This is a genomic window from Eubacterium sp. (genome assembly GCF_057858645.1).
In genome coordinates, this window is the sequence record NZ_DBLZZO010000018.1 from 1 (window position 1) to 16395 (window position 16395).

Annotated in this window: 16 protein-coding genes; all 16 read right to left on the bottom strand. The window is 33.7% G+C overall.

All coding sequences use genetic code 11. The features are described 5' to 3' along the window. Positions 1 to 167: 167 nt before the first annotated feature. The 16 genes from ACZM4J_RS07550 to gpmI all read right to left on the bottom strand — a co-directional run bounded on the left by ACZM4J_RS07550 (position 168) and on the right by gpmI (position 16384). Entirely contained in the window at positions 168 to 656 is a 489-nt protein-coding gene (locus ACZM4J_RS07550) for a dihydrofolate reductase (protein WP_022165953.1), read from the bottom strand. Positions 657 to 802: 146 nt separating this feature from the next. Next, positions 803 to 1648, bottom strand: coding sequence for a thymidylate synthase (thyA, locus tag ACZM4J_RS07555; protein ID WP_022165952.1), 846 nt, complete (start codon positions 1646 to 1648; stop codon positions 803 to 805). A 141-nt stretch (positions 1649 to 1789) separates the two neighbouring features. Further along, positions 1790 to 2575 (bottom strand): amino acid ABC transporter ATP-binding protein, encoded by a 786-nt coding sequence (locus ACZM4J_RS07560; RefSeq protein ID WP_022165951.1) that lies wholly within the window; start codon positions 2573 to 2575, stop codon positions 1790 to 1792. A gap of 12 nt (positions 2576 to 2587) precedes the next feature. Continuing rightward, entirely contained in the window at positions 2588 to 3244 is a 657-nt protein-coding gene (locus tag ACZM4J_RS07565; RefSeq protein WP_022165950.1) for an amino acid ABC transporter permease, read from the bottom strand. 89 nt (positions 3245 to 3333) lie between these two features. Beyond that, a complete protein-coding gene (locus ACZM4J_RS07570; protein ID WP_022165949.1) occupies positions 3334 to 4122 on the bottom strand; it encodes a transporter substrate-binding domain-containing protein in 789 nt (262 codons plus the stop codon). 83 nt (positions 4123 to 4205) lie between these two features. Continuing rightward, a complete protein-coding gene (gene hflX / locus ACZM4J_RS07575; RefSeq protein WP_022165948.1) occupies positions 4206 to 5441 on the bottom strand; it encodes a GTPase HflX in 1236 nt (411 codons plus the stop codon). Between the two features lie 26 nt (positions 5442 to 5467). Further along, positions 5468 to 6832, bottom strand: a complete 1365-nt coding sequence (locus ACZM4J_RS07580; RefSeq protein WP_022165947.1) for an MATE family efflux transporter — start codon at positions 6830 to 6832, stop codon at positions 5468 to 5470. An 82-nt stretch (positions 6833 to 6914) separates the two neighbouring features. Continuing rightward, positions 6915 to 7421, bottom strand: coding sequence for a phosphatase PAP2 family protein (locus ACZM4J_RS07585; RefSeq protein WP_022165946.1), 507 nt, complete (start codon positions 7419 to 7421; stop codon positions 6915 to 6917). Positions 7422 to 7439: 18 nt separating this feature from the next. Beyond that, entirely contained in the window at positions 7440 to 7619 is a 180-nt protein-coding gene (locus tag ACZM4J_RS07590; RefSeq protein ID WP_022165945.1) for a DUF6472 family protein, read from the bottom strand. Between the two features lie 14 nt (positions 7620 to 7633). Then, positions 7634 to 8818 carry a pyridoxal phosphate-dependent aminotransferase gene (locus ACZM4J_RS07595; RefSeq protein WP_022165944.1) on the bottom strand — a complete coding sequence of 395 codons (1185 nt, stop codon included), beginning with the start codon at positions 8816 to 8818 and terminating at the stop codon, positions 7634 to 7636. A 20-nt stretch (positions 8819 to 8838) separates the two neighbouring features. Further along, on the bottom strand, positions 8839 to 9297 hold the full coding sequence (smpB, locus tag ACZM4J_RS07600) for an SsrA-binding protein SmpB (RefSeq protein WP_022165943.1): 459 nt from the start codon (positions 9295 to 9297) through the stop codon (positions 8839 to 8841). 166 nt (positions 9298 to 9463) lie between these two features. Then, a complete protein-coding gene (gene rnr / locus ACZM4J_RS07605; protein ID WP_302690031.1) occupies positions 9464 to 11578 on the bottom strand; it encodes a ribonuclease R in 2115 nt (704 codons plus the stop codon). A 171-nt stretch (positions 11579 to 11749) separates the two neighbouring features. Next, positions 11750 to 11995 (bottom strand): preprotein translocase subunit SecG, encoded by a 246-nt coding sequence (secG, locus tag ACZM4J_RS07610; RefSeq protein WP_022165941.1) that lies wholly within the window; start codon positions 11993 to 11995, stop codon positions 11750 to 11752. 128 nt (positions 11996 to 12123) lie between these two features. After that, complete coding sequence (gene eno / locus ACZM4J_RS07615; RefSeq protein ID WP_022165940.1) at positions 12124 to 13389, bottom strand: phosphopyruvate hydratase; 1266 nt, start codon at positions 13387 to 13389, stop codon at positions 12124 to 12126. Positions 13390 to 13446: 57 nt separating this feature from the next. Beyond that, complete coding sequence (locus ACZM4J_RS07620) at positions 13447 to 14766, bottom strand: CapA family protein (protein ID WP_428244772.1); 1320 nt, start codon at positions 14764 to 14766, stop codon at positions 13447 to 13449. Positions 14767 to 14842: 76 nt separating this feature from the next. Further along, positions 14843 to 16384, bottom strand: a complete 1542-nt coding sequence (gene gpmI / locus ACZM4J_RS07625; protein WP_022165939.1) for a 2,3-bisphosphoglycerate-independent phosphoglycerate mutase — start codon at positions 16382 to 16384, stop codon at positions 14843 to 14845. Positions 16385 to 16395: the final 11 nt, after the last annotated feature.

Genomic DNA, 16395 nt, shown 5'->3' on the forward strand with positions numbered 1-16395 from the left:
TAAGATATGCTTCAACAACCTGCTTTTTGAATTCATAACTGTATTTTGCCATAAAAATACCGACCTCCAATCGTTAGATTTTTAGGTCTAACTTTTGGGGGGCGGTACATAAGCCACAACTTCTTTTATATTTCATTCAAATATTTCTATTCAATATTCAAATATTCTTATTTTCTTTTATATGTTCTAAAATAATATTCCAAATCAAAATAAGTGTTCTCATCACTTTCTTCTGCCAACTCCCACTGGTCAGTCATTTCATCTAAATTTGGAATAAATGTATCTGCCGCATACTGATGATCAATGTATGTTACATAGGCTGTATCACAGTATGGTAGCATTTGCTTATAAATTGAGCCACCACCTATAACATACACATCTTCATTATATCCTTTTGCTTTTTCAACTGCCTCTTCAATAGAATGTACAACAATTGCACCATCAACCTTATAGTTCTGATTCTTTGTTATTACAATGTTTACTCTATTCTTAAGTGGTCTTTTTCCCGGAAAGCTTTCTAATGTTTTCTTACCCATAATTATAACATTTCCTGTTGTATGTTCTCTAAAGAACTTCATGTCATCGGGTATGCTAACTAATAATTCATTGTTGTTTCCAATTGCCCAGTTCTTATCTACTGCTACTATTAAATTCATGTTTCACCTTAATCTTTGCAAAGATTCCTTTCTCGTCAATCAGAAAATAATAAATCGGTTAAATAACTAACTATTATTTTCACAAATCCATAATCCACGCTACTACATTACGTTAAAACTTCTTAACCCTCACCCGTAGCATTATTCTAAACTGCTACAGGAATTTTAATCTGCTCACCATGTTCATAATCCAATAGTTTTATATCATCTACTGTAAAGTCATAAAAGTTTTTGATTTCAGGATTAATCCAAAGTTTTGGTGCCGGATACTGTTTTCTTGTAATTAATTCCTCAACTAAATCTACATGTTTATCATAAATATGCGCATCAGCAATAACATGTACAAACTCTCCAACCTCCATGTCATTGACCTGAGCAAACATATGTAACAAAGCTGCATACTGACACACATTCCAGTTGTTTGCTGTTAAAACATCCTGTGAACGCTGATTAAGTATTCCGTTTAAAATAAGTTTTCCAGTTTCCTTATTCTTTGTTACATTAAACGTCATACTATATGCACATGGGTATAAATTCATTTCTGATAAATCCTGATGTACATAAATGTTTGTCATGATTCTTCTACTGTAAGGATTGTTTTTTAAGTCGTATAACACTCTGTCAACCTGATCCATGTCTCCTTCAGGATAATGATGTTTAACCGACATCTGGTAGCCGTAAGCTTTTCCAATTGAGCCTGTTTCGTCAGCCCATGCATCCCAAATATGGCTGTTTAAATCATTAACATTATTGGATTTTTTCTGCCAAATCCAAAGTAACTCGTCAACACAGTTTTTAAAACCTGTTTTTCTAAGAGTCAAAGCCGGGAATTCCTTCTTTAAATCATATCTGTTTACAACACCAAATTTCTTTATTGTATATGCAAATGAACCGTCATCCCACTTTGCACGTACTTTCTCACCTTTTGTATCTGTTCCGTTATCTAAAATGTCTCTACACATATTTACAAATATTTTATCTGCGTAACTCATTGAATCCTCCTGTTTTTAAAAATCTTAAACAAGTATAGCATTTTTAATTTAATTAATAAATAGAAAAGTAAAAAAGGAAAAGCTATACAAATGCAAAATAGCTTTTCCCTGCGTATGAATAAATATACAATTTTTAGCCTTTTATCCCTGACTGTATCTTGATAAGAACTGTTTAGTTCTCTCTTCTTTAGGATTGTTAATTACTTCTTTTGCATCGCCCTGCTCAACAATAACACCTTTGTCCATAAATACAACCGTGTCTGCCACATCTCTTGCGAAAGCCATTTCATGAGTAACAATAACCATGGTTGTTTTTTCTTCTGCTAGTCCCTTAATTACTTTTAAAACTTCTCCTGTAAGTTCAGGATCAAGAGCTGATGTGGGCTCATCAAAGCATAAAATATCAGGTTGCAAAGCCAAAGCTCTTGCTATGGCAACTCTCTGTTGCTGACCACCTGATAACTGATGTGGATAATGATCCATTCTGTCTTCAAGCCCCATTTTCTTTAAAAGTTCTTTTCCATGATTTTCGATTTCTTCCAAAATTTCTTTTTTATTTTTCTTGTAATCTTCTTTTTCCTCTGCAAGAAGCTTTTCTGCCAACATAACATTCTCTAATGCTGTGTACTGTGGAAAAAGATTAAATGATTGAAAAACCATACCAAAATGAAGTCTTTTATCTCTTAATGCCTTATCCTTCTTAACTCTAGGTAATGAGGCATCAAACAACTTTTCACCTTTTACGGAAATAGTTCCATGATTTGGTGTTTCAAGGAAATTCAAGCATCTAAGCAATGTTGTTTTTCCAGAACCTGAAGAACCAATTATTGCTAATGTCTGTCCCTCTTCTAAATCAAAACTTATATCTTTTAAGACTTTGGTGCTACCAAAATGTTTTTCTATATTTTTTACTTCCAAAATTGCCATTTATAGCACCTCCTATTTAAAATAATCTAATTTTTTTTCTATGTAGTTAAATAATAAAGTTAATATACCAACAAAAATCAAATAGAACACGCCTGTGTAGAACAATGGCCATGTAATACCGTCTGATTTCATAAAGGCAAAACCTGTAAATGTTAATTCGTATGCAGCAATAATTCTTGCCAATGATGTATCCTTAACTAAGGTTATTATTTCATTTGACATTGGTGGCACAATTCTCTTTATCATCTGTAATAATGTTATCTTAAAGAAAATCTGTGATTTTGTCATACCTAAAACCTGTCCTGCTTCTCTTTGACCTGCAGGTACACCTTCGATACCACCTCTGAATATTACTGAAAAATAACATGCATAGTTAATTGTAAATGCAACAACTGTAGCTGAAATTCTCCCCCATTCATCACCGCTCCAAATATTATGTCCTAGCCATAAACCAGGGCCATAGAAAATAATAATTAACTGAAGCATAAGTGGTGTTCCTCTTATAATCCAAGTAAATATCTGTACTAAATATCTAAGTGGTTTAAATTTACTCATAGCTCCAAATGAAACTATAAGTCCCAATGGAAGAGAAAACAACAATGTAAAAATAAAAATTTCAAAAGTTGTTCCAAGTCCATTTAATAATGTTTCTGTTACATCCCAAAACATAAAATTTCTCCTTAGCTTTTTACGCATATATAAGGCAGAGAGTTTTCTCCCTGCCTTATTAGTCTACATATTTAAAGTATTTGTTTATATTATTTTGATGGAACAACAACTACCTGTGCATTGTTGCAGTAAGCAGTTGTACAGTTCATTGCATTCTTAACTTCATCTGTTAATGTCATACCGTTCCATACAACATCAATGTTCTTTGACTTAAGTTCCATTGCTTTTGTATCCCAGTCAATTACAACAAATTTAACTTTAACACCTAATTTCTTTGCAAGAAGTGATGCCATGTCAGCATCAAATCCAATCCAATTACCGTCTTTATCTTTGTAATCCATTGGTTCAAATTCTGTAATACCAACGATTAATGTTCCTTTTTTCTTAATGTATTTAACATCATCACCTTCAACATACTTACCAGGCTTATCCTGTTTTAAAATAGCTTCCTGAACACCATAGTTCTTTGCTGTTTTTTCCATTTCGCCTGATGCATATGTATCTTTGAAGAAGTTGTTAATGTAATCTGCCAAATCAGAATCTTTTCTACAGCCAACACTATATTCTTCTGTTGTAAGCTTATCTGTGTACTTAAGGTCAGGATAGCTTGTTCCTTCACCAATCATTGCACCAGCCATAAGTAAATCAATAATAGCTGCATCAGATGTACCTGACTTAACTTCCATTAAAGCATCTGCCTGTGATGAAACTGCATTTGTTTTCCACTTTTTGTCCTTTGCAGCCTGCTCACCTGCTGAACCTGCTTCTACAGCATATACCTTGCTGTCTGTTCCGCTCTTCTTACTGCTACCACATCCAACTAAGCATAAAGATGCTACCATTGCCACTGATAATAATAATGCTATTTTCTTTTTCATAATTTATCCTCTTCTTTCATTTTCGTGTGTTAGTGCTTTACCACGCTAAACTATTGAGAATATACCATATAAAAATATCATTGTCAATTTAATCTTCCAATTAAAGATGTTGGCACGTATGCTTTTACGTGTATACCGTCTTCTTTATACTCTTCTTCAAGTAACTGACCATATTTTCTAATAAGGCCTGTCTTGCCTGCTTCGGCATAAGTAAATACGTTTTCGTACAATACACGCATTGACTTAACTGCATTCTCAATTGCCTCGTTTATGTCATCAATTCCTATGCCCTTTTTAATGGCACCATGTACAACGTAATCTGCCTTGAAATCTCTTAATATAGGTTTTGTTTCCAACTTATCTTCTTTGTTGAAAACGGTAATAATCGTTTTGTCTTTTACACCTAAGTTATCGAGAGTTTCGTACACTGCGTGAACATTTTTATCCATTGACGGATTAGAGGCATCCACCACATGAATAATAATGTCAGAATATTTTGCTTCCTCTAACGTACTTCTAAAAGCATCTATTAAGTGGTGTGGTAATTTTCTTATAAAACCTACTGTATCAGTTAAAAGCACTTCCTGCCCATCCGGTAATTTGTAGTTTCTTGTTGTTGGATCAAGGGTTGCAAAAAGCTTATCCTCTTCTAAAACTTCAGCGTTTGTTACTGTGTTAAGAAGTGTTGATTTTCCTGCGTTTGTATAGCCTACAATCGCAACTACCGGAACAGGATTGTCCTGACGTTTCGCCCTTGTTACCTGTCTGTGGTTCTCCATTTCTGAAACCTGTTCTTTTAACTGTGAAATTCTGTTTCTAATTAAACGTCTGTCAACTTCAAGTTTCTTTTCACCAGGTCCTCTTGTACCGATTCCACCACCCTGTCTTGATAGATTTCTCATACCAATAAGTCTTGTTGAACGGTATCTAAGCTGTGCCAATTCTACCTGAATCTTACCTTCAGCAGTTTTTGCCCTACCTGCGAAAATATCTAATATAATAAGGGTTCTGTCCATAACCTTAACTTCCAATTCATCTTCAAGGTTCTTATACTGGGCAGGTGATAGTTCATCGTCACATACAATGGCATCTGCATCTGTTTCCCAAATTAAATCTTTAATTTCCTTTACTTTACCTGTTCCAACATAGGTTGTATTATTTATATGTTCAAGATTCTGTACAACTCTTCCAACTACAACAGCCCCGGCTGTACTTACTAATTCTTCTAATTCATCTAATGATTCCTGTGCATCTTCCTCATTACCTGTGGAAACAGCCACCAGAATTACTTTTTCCAATTCTTCTTTGTTTTCGTACATTCTGCCTCCTTAACCAACTTCACACTCTATTCTTTATGTACAACTAAATTAATAGTTTTCCACTTTCCACGTTTGTATCTTATTAAACTAAATAACCCGTTTAGCATCCATGTAATTCCTGTTGCAACAAATACACCATAACTACCTAAAAATGGAATTAATGTTAATGGATATGCAAATCCAACTCTTCCTATACATTCCACTATGCCCGTAAAAAGAGAAAACATTGCATCCCCGGCACCATTTAATACATTTCGTGTTGTATAAATGAGACCTAAAAATACATAGAAACAACTTGTTATTCTAAGACCATCTGAAGCTATCCGTAAAACTTCAGCATCTTTTCCGAATATTGACACAATCGGTGATGTGAAAGTCCAAAACAGAACAAGGACTACTGCTGAAAATATTACATTCATAACATTTGAAGAATTAAATCCTTTCACAACTCTGTCTGTCTTTCCTGCACCAAGATTCTGACCTGTATATGTAGAAACTGCTGCTCCTAGTGACATGAATGGCTGCTGAACTAATGTTTCTATTCTTGAGATAACTGTAAAAGCTGTAGTAAATGTTGCTCCATAACCATTAACAATAGCCTGTAATACTATTAATGAAAAGGCTATTAATGAATTCTGTAATGCTACAGGTATACCCAGTCTTAAACTCTTATCTACAATATAACTGTTAAGTTTTAAATTCTTCTTTTTTAGCCTAAAATAAGTATTGCTCTTATATGCATAAAAAATACATGTAACTGCTGATAAAAACTGTGAAAATGCTGTGGCAACACCTGCGCCTACAACTCCCCAGCCAAGTCCTAATACAAACCAAAAATCAAGCACAACATTAACAAGACTTGCCAATATTAAAAATATTAAAGGTGTTTTACTGTCTCCTAAGGCTCTAAGTATACTTGATACTCCGTTGTATAAACCTGTACAGCAAATACCTATGGATGTAACTTTTAAATAAGCTGTTGCGTCACCTAAAATAACCTTATCTGTTCTAAGTAACACTAATACTGGTTTTGCTACAAAAAAGCCTATACAAGCCATTATTACTGAACTTATAAGCACAATCCATATTGCATTTCCTATTGTGTCTTTTACCTTCTCTTCATTATTTGAGCCAAAAAACTGTGCGACAATTATTCCTATTCCAACAGATAAACCTGCTACTAAGGAAAAGAATAAAAAATTAAGTGAGTTTGTTGTTCCGATTGCGCCTAACGCATTAGGTCCAACAAAATTTCCAACAATTATGGAATCCACCATGTTATACAATTGCTGGAATATGTTTCCAATAAACAAAGGTACTGCAAACTGCAAAAGCAATTTCCAAGGTGTGCCCTTTGTCATGTCCTTTAAAAACTTATTTTCTTTTGACATAATTTTCCTCATCCTTTAGCTTGTCCTAAGGTTATCCACTCATGCTGTACAGATGGTATAAAACCTTTTGACAATGTAATTGTTAAATTAAATAAAATCCAATTATTCCTGATACAATTCCTATAACTGCCCCTGCTATTACATCCTTTGGAAAATGAACTCCACAAATTACTCTCTCAAATGCCATAATAACAGCAAGAAGCATCATAAAAATCCCCAAAGGGATACAAATATACAAAGCTGACATAGCAATTACAAAGGCAGAAAAAACATGACGACTTGGCATTGACTGACCTTTTTTTTCTTTTACAATCAACGGTGTAAAATCATATACAACATAAGGTCTTTTTTCGTCAATAATATATCTGAATATTGTAACTGCCACAAAAGATATGCTACATACAAGCACAACTCTTACACAGGTACCACTATTGTTTTGATACTGCATAAACGCAGACATTAAAATAATTACAGCAAATAAAACATAAATCATTATTGTAACTATCCTGTTTATTCCTGTAACTATTTTAACTCCGTTTTTCTTTTTTCTAACAGCTTCTGTTATTTTTATATAGCTTTCCTGTTTCATTTTTTCTCCGAAATAATTCTACTGTTTTCTTGCAATTCTGTATTCATCACCATAGGAGAAATACGGACATGTTGCTCTCTTAAACTGCATTAACATGGCTAAATCATCTTCATCCATATTTACAACACAGCCGTATTCTTCATATTCTTCGTCATATACATAATTGCTACAAAATTCACAACTATATTGATCACTCATTGTTAAACTCCTGTTTACTTATAACTTTCTGCTAACTTTTCAAATGCAGGAAGCGCATCTTCAATCTGCTTTGTCTGAACACAATAAGAAACTCTTACATATCCCGGTGCTCCAAAACTGTCAGCAGGTACAAGTAATAATTCGTATTCTTTTGCCTTTTCACAAAATTCGTAAGCGTCCTCTCCCATGGCTTTTACAAATAAGTAAAATGCACCATCAGGGTAAACACATTCAAAGCCCATTTTTGTTAAAGCATTATATAATAAATCTCTGTTTTCTTTATAAATTGAAATATCAGATGTATCACTTATGCACTTTTCAATTACTCTTTGAAGCATACTTGGGGCACATACATAGCCTAAAGCTCTTCCGGCTCCACAAACTGCTGCGTAAGCATCTTCTTCATCAATCATCTTTGGTGATACTACTATGTATCCAATTCTTTCTCCCGGAAGAGATAATGCCTTACTATATGAATAGCAGACAAAAGTATTGTCATAATAATTAATAACATATGGTACTTCTGTATCATCATAAACTAACTCTCTATATGGTTCATCAGTAATAAGGAAAATAGGATGTCCATATTCCTCTTCTTTCTTTTTTAATAACTGACACATTTTTTCAATTGTTTCTACAGTATAAACAACACCTGATGGATTGTTAGGTGAATTAATTATTACTGCCTTTGTTTTTTCATTAATGGCTTTTTCGAAATTATCCATGTCAATCTGGAAAGTCTTTTCCTGTGACTTAACTTCTACTAATTTAGCGCCTGTTCTTTCAATAAACACCCCGTATTCAGGAAAATAAGGAGTAAATACAATACACTCGTCATCTTTTTGTAAAATTGCATTCATTACAATTGTAAGTGATGCTGCTGCTCCACATGTCATGTAAATATTGTTTGCTGTAACATTCGTCCCAAATTTGTCATTAATATAATTTGCAATTGTTTCCCTAACATGTGCATCACCCTGAGCTGATGTATATCCATGAAGGGCTACTGAATCAAAATTATTAACTAAATCAATAATGGCATCATCTACACTTTTTGGTGCAGGTACACTTGGATTACCAATACTAAAATCAAAAACATTCTCTGCTCCGATTTCAGCCTTTCTCTTATTACCATATTCAAAAATTTCTCTGATTTCTGAACGTACTTTTCCTAACTTTACTAATGATTCTGTATACATTTTATCCTCCTTATTTATAACTAGCGCATATGAATCTTAAACTCTTTTTCGTGCTCTCTCTTCAAATCACGCTTTTTAATGTCTGCTCTCTTGTCATATAGTTTTTTACCTCTGGCAAGTCCTATTTCAACCTTTACCAGACTTCCTTTAAAATAAACTCTTAAAGGTACTAAGGTCAACCCTTTTTCATTTAGTTTTCCAACTAATTTATTAATTTCATATTTATGAAGCATTAATTTCTTTGGTCTTAAAGGATCTTTGTTGAAAATGTTTCCCTTTTCATAAGGATTAATATGCATTCCGTATATTATAACTTCGCCATTTTCGATTCTTACAAATGACTCTTTTATACTGCAATGGCCTGCACGTAAAGACTTAACTTCTGTTCCATGTAAAACAATTCCTGCCTCATAAGTATCTTCTATAAAATAATCATGTCTTGCTTTCTTATTGCTTGCAATTAATTTTCCTGAAGCCATACTCTTTCCTTTCTTTAAAGTTAATCACCAATAATATTTTATATTACCATACCGGATATAATCTGTTTCAAATTGTTTAAATCAGAACTAATCTGTTTCGAATTTTTTATACCGGCTTTAATTCATTTTAAATAATTCATACAAAATATAATCTGTTTCAAATAATTTACACCAGACTAAAATCAATCGTTCTTGTTAATTTGTCTGCCGCCTCAACACGTATTCTTACAGGCTGGCCCAACTTATATGTCTTCTTAGTGGCTTCACCTGTCATTGAGAAAGAATCCTCATCATATATATAATGGTCGTCACACATATTTGAAACATGCACCAAACCTTCTATTGTATTAGGCAATTCTACATACAAACCAAAGTTTGTAACACCTGAAATCACACCCACAAATTCTTCGCCAATTTGTCCACGCATATATTCTGCCTGCTTTAGCTTTTCTGTGTCTCTTTCTGCATCATCTGCACGTCTTTCATTTGTGCTACAATTCTTTGTCACTTCAGGTAGTATGCTCTTGTAATGTTCAGCATGCTTATCTGTCATCTTCCCGTTAATACATTCTTTTATAATACGATGTATCTGCAAATCAGGATATCTTCTAATAGGCGATGTAAAATGCGTATAATATTTTGCAGCCAAGCCAAAATGTCCCAAACATTCAGGTGTATACTCTGCTCTTTTCATTGAGCGAAGAGTTACCCTGCTTATCATAGCCTCTTCCGGTGTTCCTTCAATGTTGTTTAACAATTTTTGTATTTCTTTTGGATGTACTTCCTCTCCTGATAATTTTACAGAATAACCAAAGTTGGTAATAAATGTTGCCAAAGCTTTCATTCTGTCACTATCCGGCTTTTCGTGATTTCTGTATACAAAAGGCACCTGCTGCCAATAAAAATATTCGGCTATTGTCTCATTAGCTGCCAACATAAAATCTTCAATAATTTTTGTAGCTGCATTTCTATCATAAGGTTCAATTGATATAGGATAACCTTTTTCGTCAAGTTTGATTTTACACTCTGGAAAATCAAAATCAATGGCACCTCTTTTGTATCTTTTATCTCTAAGTATTTTTGATAACTCAGCCATTAAATTAAACATTGGCACAAAATCCTCATACTGCTTAATTGTGGCTTCATCCTTATTTGTTATAATATCATTTACTGCTGTATATGTCATTCGTCTATCAACATTTATTAAAGTTTCTTTGACCTGATGGTCTACGATTTCACCTTTTTCATTAATTTTCATTATACAGCTAAGGGCAAGCCTGTCCTCACCCTGATTAAGTGAACAAATTCCATTGGATAATTTATGAGGTAACATTGGAATAACTCTGTCTACTAAGTATACGCTTGTTCCTCTTTTCACAGCCTCTTTATCTAATGGTGAATTTTCAGTAACATAGTGCGATACATCTGCAATATGAACACCTAAAGTGTAAATCCCATCTTCTTTTGTCAAAGTAATAGCATCATCTAAATCCTTAGCATCCTCACCGTCAATAGTTACGGTCTGAAGGCCTCGAATATCAAATCTGCCTACCTTATCTTCTTCTGCCACTTCAGATGGAATATTTTCAATCTGTTCCATTACTTCTTCAGGAAACTCACAAGGTATGTCGTAATTTTTCACAATTGATAAAATATCTACACCTGGATCATTTACGTGACCTAGAATTTCCGTTACAACACCTTCAGGTTTTCTATCCTTTGTGCCATAAGTTTTAATTTTTGCAACAACTTTATGACCATCTACTGCCCCTTTTGTATCTTTCCCTGCAATATAAATATCACTGAAAATTTTCTTATTGTCAGGAATAACATAACCAAAACTTTTATTTTTCTGAAAATAACCTACTACTTCTCTGATTTCGTGAGAAATAATCTTGATAACTTTGCCTTCTTTTCTCTTTCCTGTTTGGATAGGATCTACCGCAATCAATACCATATCATGATGAAAGGCACCATTAACATTTCCTTTTGGTATAAAATAATCCTCTTCCTCGCCTTCAACTTCTACAAAGCCAAAACCTTTTTCATTTCCAATAAAAAGTCCCTGTCTGTACTCTTCCTGTGGAATACTATATTTTCCTTTTTTTGATATTGTTATTTTCCCTTCGTTTAGTAATTCAGTTAAAACAATGTCAAGCAACCCTCTGTCTTCTTTTCTAACATTTAAAATAACAACCAACTCTTTAAATTTCATTGGTACATAATGTTTGTCATTCATTAACTGAAGTATTATTTTTTTCTTTTCTTCTATTAAATCCATTCAAATCTCCCTTTATCTATTTGTCTATCATAAATTCCGTTTTCTTCTTAAATAATATCCAAAAACATTATACATTAATCTGTCCAAACTGTTTATACTTATTTGGTATTTTTTTACAAAGAAAAAAGGTGTAGAAATCTACACCTTAATCAGTCAACATTTTATTTTATCTTAATATCCGATAAATCCCATATTGAGAATTACTGAAAGTACAAAGAATAATACAACGCAAATCTTTGTAGCCTTCTCAAGTTTACCTTCCATTGAACGGCCCTTGTTCTTTCCCCAATATGTGTCAGCTGCACCACTGATTGCACCAGTAAGTCCTGCCTGTTTTCCTTCTTGAAGTAAGATTACTACTGTAATAATTAAACATACGATCATAAATACTACTGTTAATACTCTAAGTAATGTCATTAGTTTTTTCCTCCTCTATCTATTACAAGGATACCAATCCTTAATATTTCGTATCACGCAAAGACAATATTATCATATTATGCTCTCTAAATCAAGAGTATTTTTACAGCAGTTTGTGTTAAGGATTTTTACAACATTTCCTCAATTCGTAGTAATTGATTATATTTGGCAGTTCTCTCTCCTCTGCATGGGGCACCGGTTTTTATATAGCCTGTATTAAGTGCCACTGCCAAATCTGCTATTGTTGTATCCTCGCTTTCTCCTGAGCGATGAGACATTATGGCTATCATGCCATTTTTCTGTGCCAATTGTACTGCCTTTATAGTTTCAGTAATTGAGCCTATCTGATTTGGTTTAATCAGTATTGCATTGGCGCTTTTCTCTTTAATGCCTTTTTGCAGTCTGTTTACATTTGTGACAAATAAATCATCACCTACTAATCTTATTTTACTTCCTATTCTCTGCGTTAGTTTCTTCCAACCATCCCAGTCTTCTTCGTCCAATGGGTCTTCAATTGAAAAAATAGGATATTTATTAACTATATTTTCCCACATCTCAATTAATTCATCTGATGTTACATTTTTATTTTTCTTTGGCATATTATATTTTCCAACTGAACTTCCTTTCCATTCAGATGCTGCCACATCCAAAGAAATCTTAAAGTCCTTTCCTTTTTGAAAGCCACTCTTTTCTACTGCTTCAACTATAATATCCAGAACCTGTTCTTCGGTTTCTAAATCCGGTGCAAAGCCACCTTCATCTCCAACAGCTACTGACAAATTACGTTCTTTTAACAGCCCTTTAAGGCAATGATAGACCTCACTGCACCATCTAAGCCCTTCCTTAAAAGATTTTGCCCCTACAGGTAATATCATAAACTCCTGTATATCCACATTATTTGACGCATGAGCACCACCATTTAAAATATTCATCATTGGTATAGGCATTTTTCTTCCACAAATACCACCAATATATTTATAATCAGGAAGCTTTAATGCTTTTGCACAGGCTTTCATATTTGCCATTGATACTGCAAGAATACTATTAGCTCCAAGATTTTCCTTGTTAGATGTTCCATCAAGCTTTAACATTATGCTGTCTACTTTATTCTGATTTAAGCCATTGATGCCTTCTAATGCAGGATAAATAATTTCATTTACATTTTTTACGGCTTTTTTCACGCCATTTCCATTATATCTTTCACCACTATCACGTAGTTCCACTGCCTCAAACTTTCCTGTTGAAGCCCCTGATGGCACAATGGCACAACCTGTATATAACTCTCCTGCCTTACCGTCAACCTTAACAGTAACTTCTGCTTCAACTGTTGGATTTCCTCTTGAATCCATTACTTCTCTGCCTTTTACATTAACAATTTTTAAAAATTTATACATAAAAAACCTCCTAACATGCTTTTTCTTATTTTGCACATCTAGGAGATTTTTATCCTTTTATTTTTTTATATATTTGCCAAACACTCTTTTGGACAAATCAACGTAGTCCTGATATTTTACAGGATCATACCATTGAATACTATGTTCTCTTAACATTGAGTCATTATAATCAGTTAGTCTGTAGGTATATTGTTTTCTTATAACATTTTCAGATTTGCCCCAAACATAATGATTGATTGTAGGCACAACTCCAGCTGTTTTCTTTATAATTCTTGTTCCTTTATTGTCTTTTCTAACTGTAAGAGTTGCCATTCCACCCATAAGTGTTTCCCACTGCTGTTGACCTGATGTGTAGTTACCTAAAGAATAATAGCACAACGCCTTATTTCCATTGTCTGTTTTAATCCACTGAATCTTTTCACATACATGGGGATGAGTTCCAATAATCAAATCAGCTCCGGCTTCTACCATAAGTTTCGCCCACTGCACCTGTTCCTTAATTGGTTCAGGCTGTACATATTCCTGCCCCCAGTGTGGTAGGACAATTGTAAAATCAGCTTCTTTTTCTGCTCTTTCAATATCGGATTTTACTTTTTCTTTATGTTGTTTGTCCATTAAATTAACTATATATGAATACTCCTGTGGAAGTTTTAAACCATTAAGTCCATACGTATAATTTAGAACTGCGAATTTTATACCCTTACATTCGTAAATTGGTATACTATTATATTCTTCCTCATTTTCATTTAAGCCAACCATCATTATTTCATTCTTATGTTTCTTCCAAAACTTAATTGCATGTTGCATACCTTCAACTTTGGTATCCAAAGAATGATTTGAAGCACACTGAACTATATCAAATCCGGCATCTATTACAGCCCTTCCCATAGAATCAGGTGTGTTAAATAACGGAAAACCCTGATATTCAAACTGCTTTCCGCCCAGCATTGTTTCCTGGTTAATTATGGCAATATCTGCTGCCTTAAAATCAGATTTCATTTTTTCAAATACTTCTGAAAAATCATATTTGCCACCACCATAACGTTTGGCAGTATAAAGAACCGAGTCACTAACCAGATTATCCCCTACTGCAACTATAGAAACTTCTGTGGGTTTAATATTTTGGGTTACATTTTTAACTGTATTTTTTACTTTTTTATCTGCTACTTTTGTTGGCAATTCTATATTATTTTGAACAACCTTAACTGATTTGTTGTTTGATACTAAGGTCGTTATTCCTATAACCATTAATACACCTAAAACAATTAATGTGCCCACACTTATTACTATACGTTTAACGTTTAATCTTCTATGTCTGTGGTATATTGAATGATACTTATTATAATTTTTGCGTACTTTTCTTCTTCTGTTTGTCATAATTTCCCTTTTTCAAATATAGTCATCAAACAATTCTAACTTACATTAGTTTGTCTGATGACTATTTTAATTGCTATTATTTGATTATCAATGACTTTCCTGTCATTTCTTTTGGCTGTTCCATTCCCATTACTTCAATAAGTGTTGGGGCAATGTCTGCTAAACATCCACCTTCTCTTAATTTCCATGAAGGATCTGCATTTACTAAAATAAATGGAACTGGATTTGTTGTATGTGCTGTATGTGGAGCACCTGTTTCGTAATCAATCATCTTTTCAGCATTTCCATGGTCAGCGCAAATAAATAATACACCATCTACGTCTTTTACTGCCTGAACAGCATCTCCAACAAGACTGTCAACTCTTTCAACAGCCTTTACTGCTGCAGGAATTACACCTGTATGACCTACCATGTCAGGATTTGCAAAGTTAATAACGATTACATCATACTTATCTGATTTAATAGCTTCAACTAAGTCCATACCTACTTCAGGTGCACTCATTTCTGGTTTTAAGTCATAAGTAGCAACATCCTTTGGAGAATTTACTAATAATCTGAATTCATCCACGTTAGGATCTTCAACACCACCGTTAAAGAAGAATGTAACATGAGCATACTTTTCTGTCTCTGCTAAACGTAACTGTTTCTTTCCATGTGCTGCTAAAAATTCACCAAATGTATTTTTAATTTCTTCTTTTTCAAATGCAACAAGCTTGTTAGGAATTGTTTCATCGTAATCCTTGAAGCATACATATGTTAATTTTAAGAAATCTCTATCAAAGCCTGTAAATTTGTCATCACAGAATGCTCTTGTGATTTCTCTTGCTCTATCAGGTCTAAAGTTAAAGAAGATAACTGAATCACCATCTTTTACTAATGATAATGGCTGACCATTTTCATCTGTAATAACTGTTGGTAATACAAATTCGTCTGTCTTGTCATTTGCGTATGAATCTTCTACAGCCTTAACAGCATCTGTAGCCTTAACACCTTCTCCTGTAACTAATGAATCGTAAGCTAATTTTACACGATCCCAGTTGTTATCTCTATCCATTGCATAGTAACGGCCTGATAATGAAGCAATCTTTCCTACTCCGATTTCCTTCATTTTGTCTTCTAACTGCTGTACATAATCTTTTCCTGATGCAGGAGGTGTATCTCTACCATCTAAGAATGCGTGTACATACACGTTTTCAAGACCATTCTTTTTTGCCATTTCCAATAAGCCATATAAATGTGAGTTATGGCTGTGTACACCACCATCTGATAACAAGCCCCACAAATGTAAGTCTGAATTGTTTTTCTTACAGTTTTCAATTGCCTGTAATAATACTTTGTTTTCGAAGAATGTACCATCTTCAATATCTTTTGTAATTCTTGTAAGATCCTGATATATAATTCTTCCTGCACCAATATTCATATGACCTACTTCTGAGTTACCCATCTGACCATCAGGAAGTCCTACTGCCAAACCTGACGCATTTCCTTTTACAAAAGGATATTCTGCCATTAATTTGTCCATAACAGGTGTGTTTGCCATTGCAATAGCATTTCCTTCTGTCTTTTCATTTAATCCATAGCCATCTAAGACCATTAATACTACTGGTTTCTTTGCCATTTTCTTTTCTC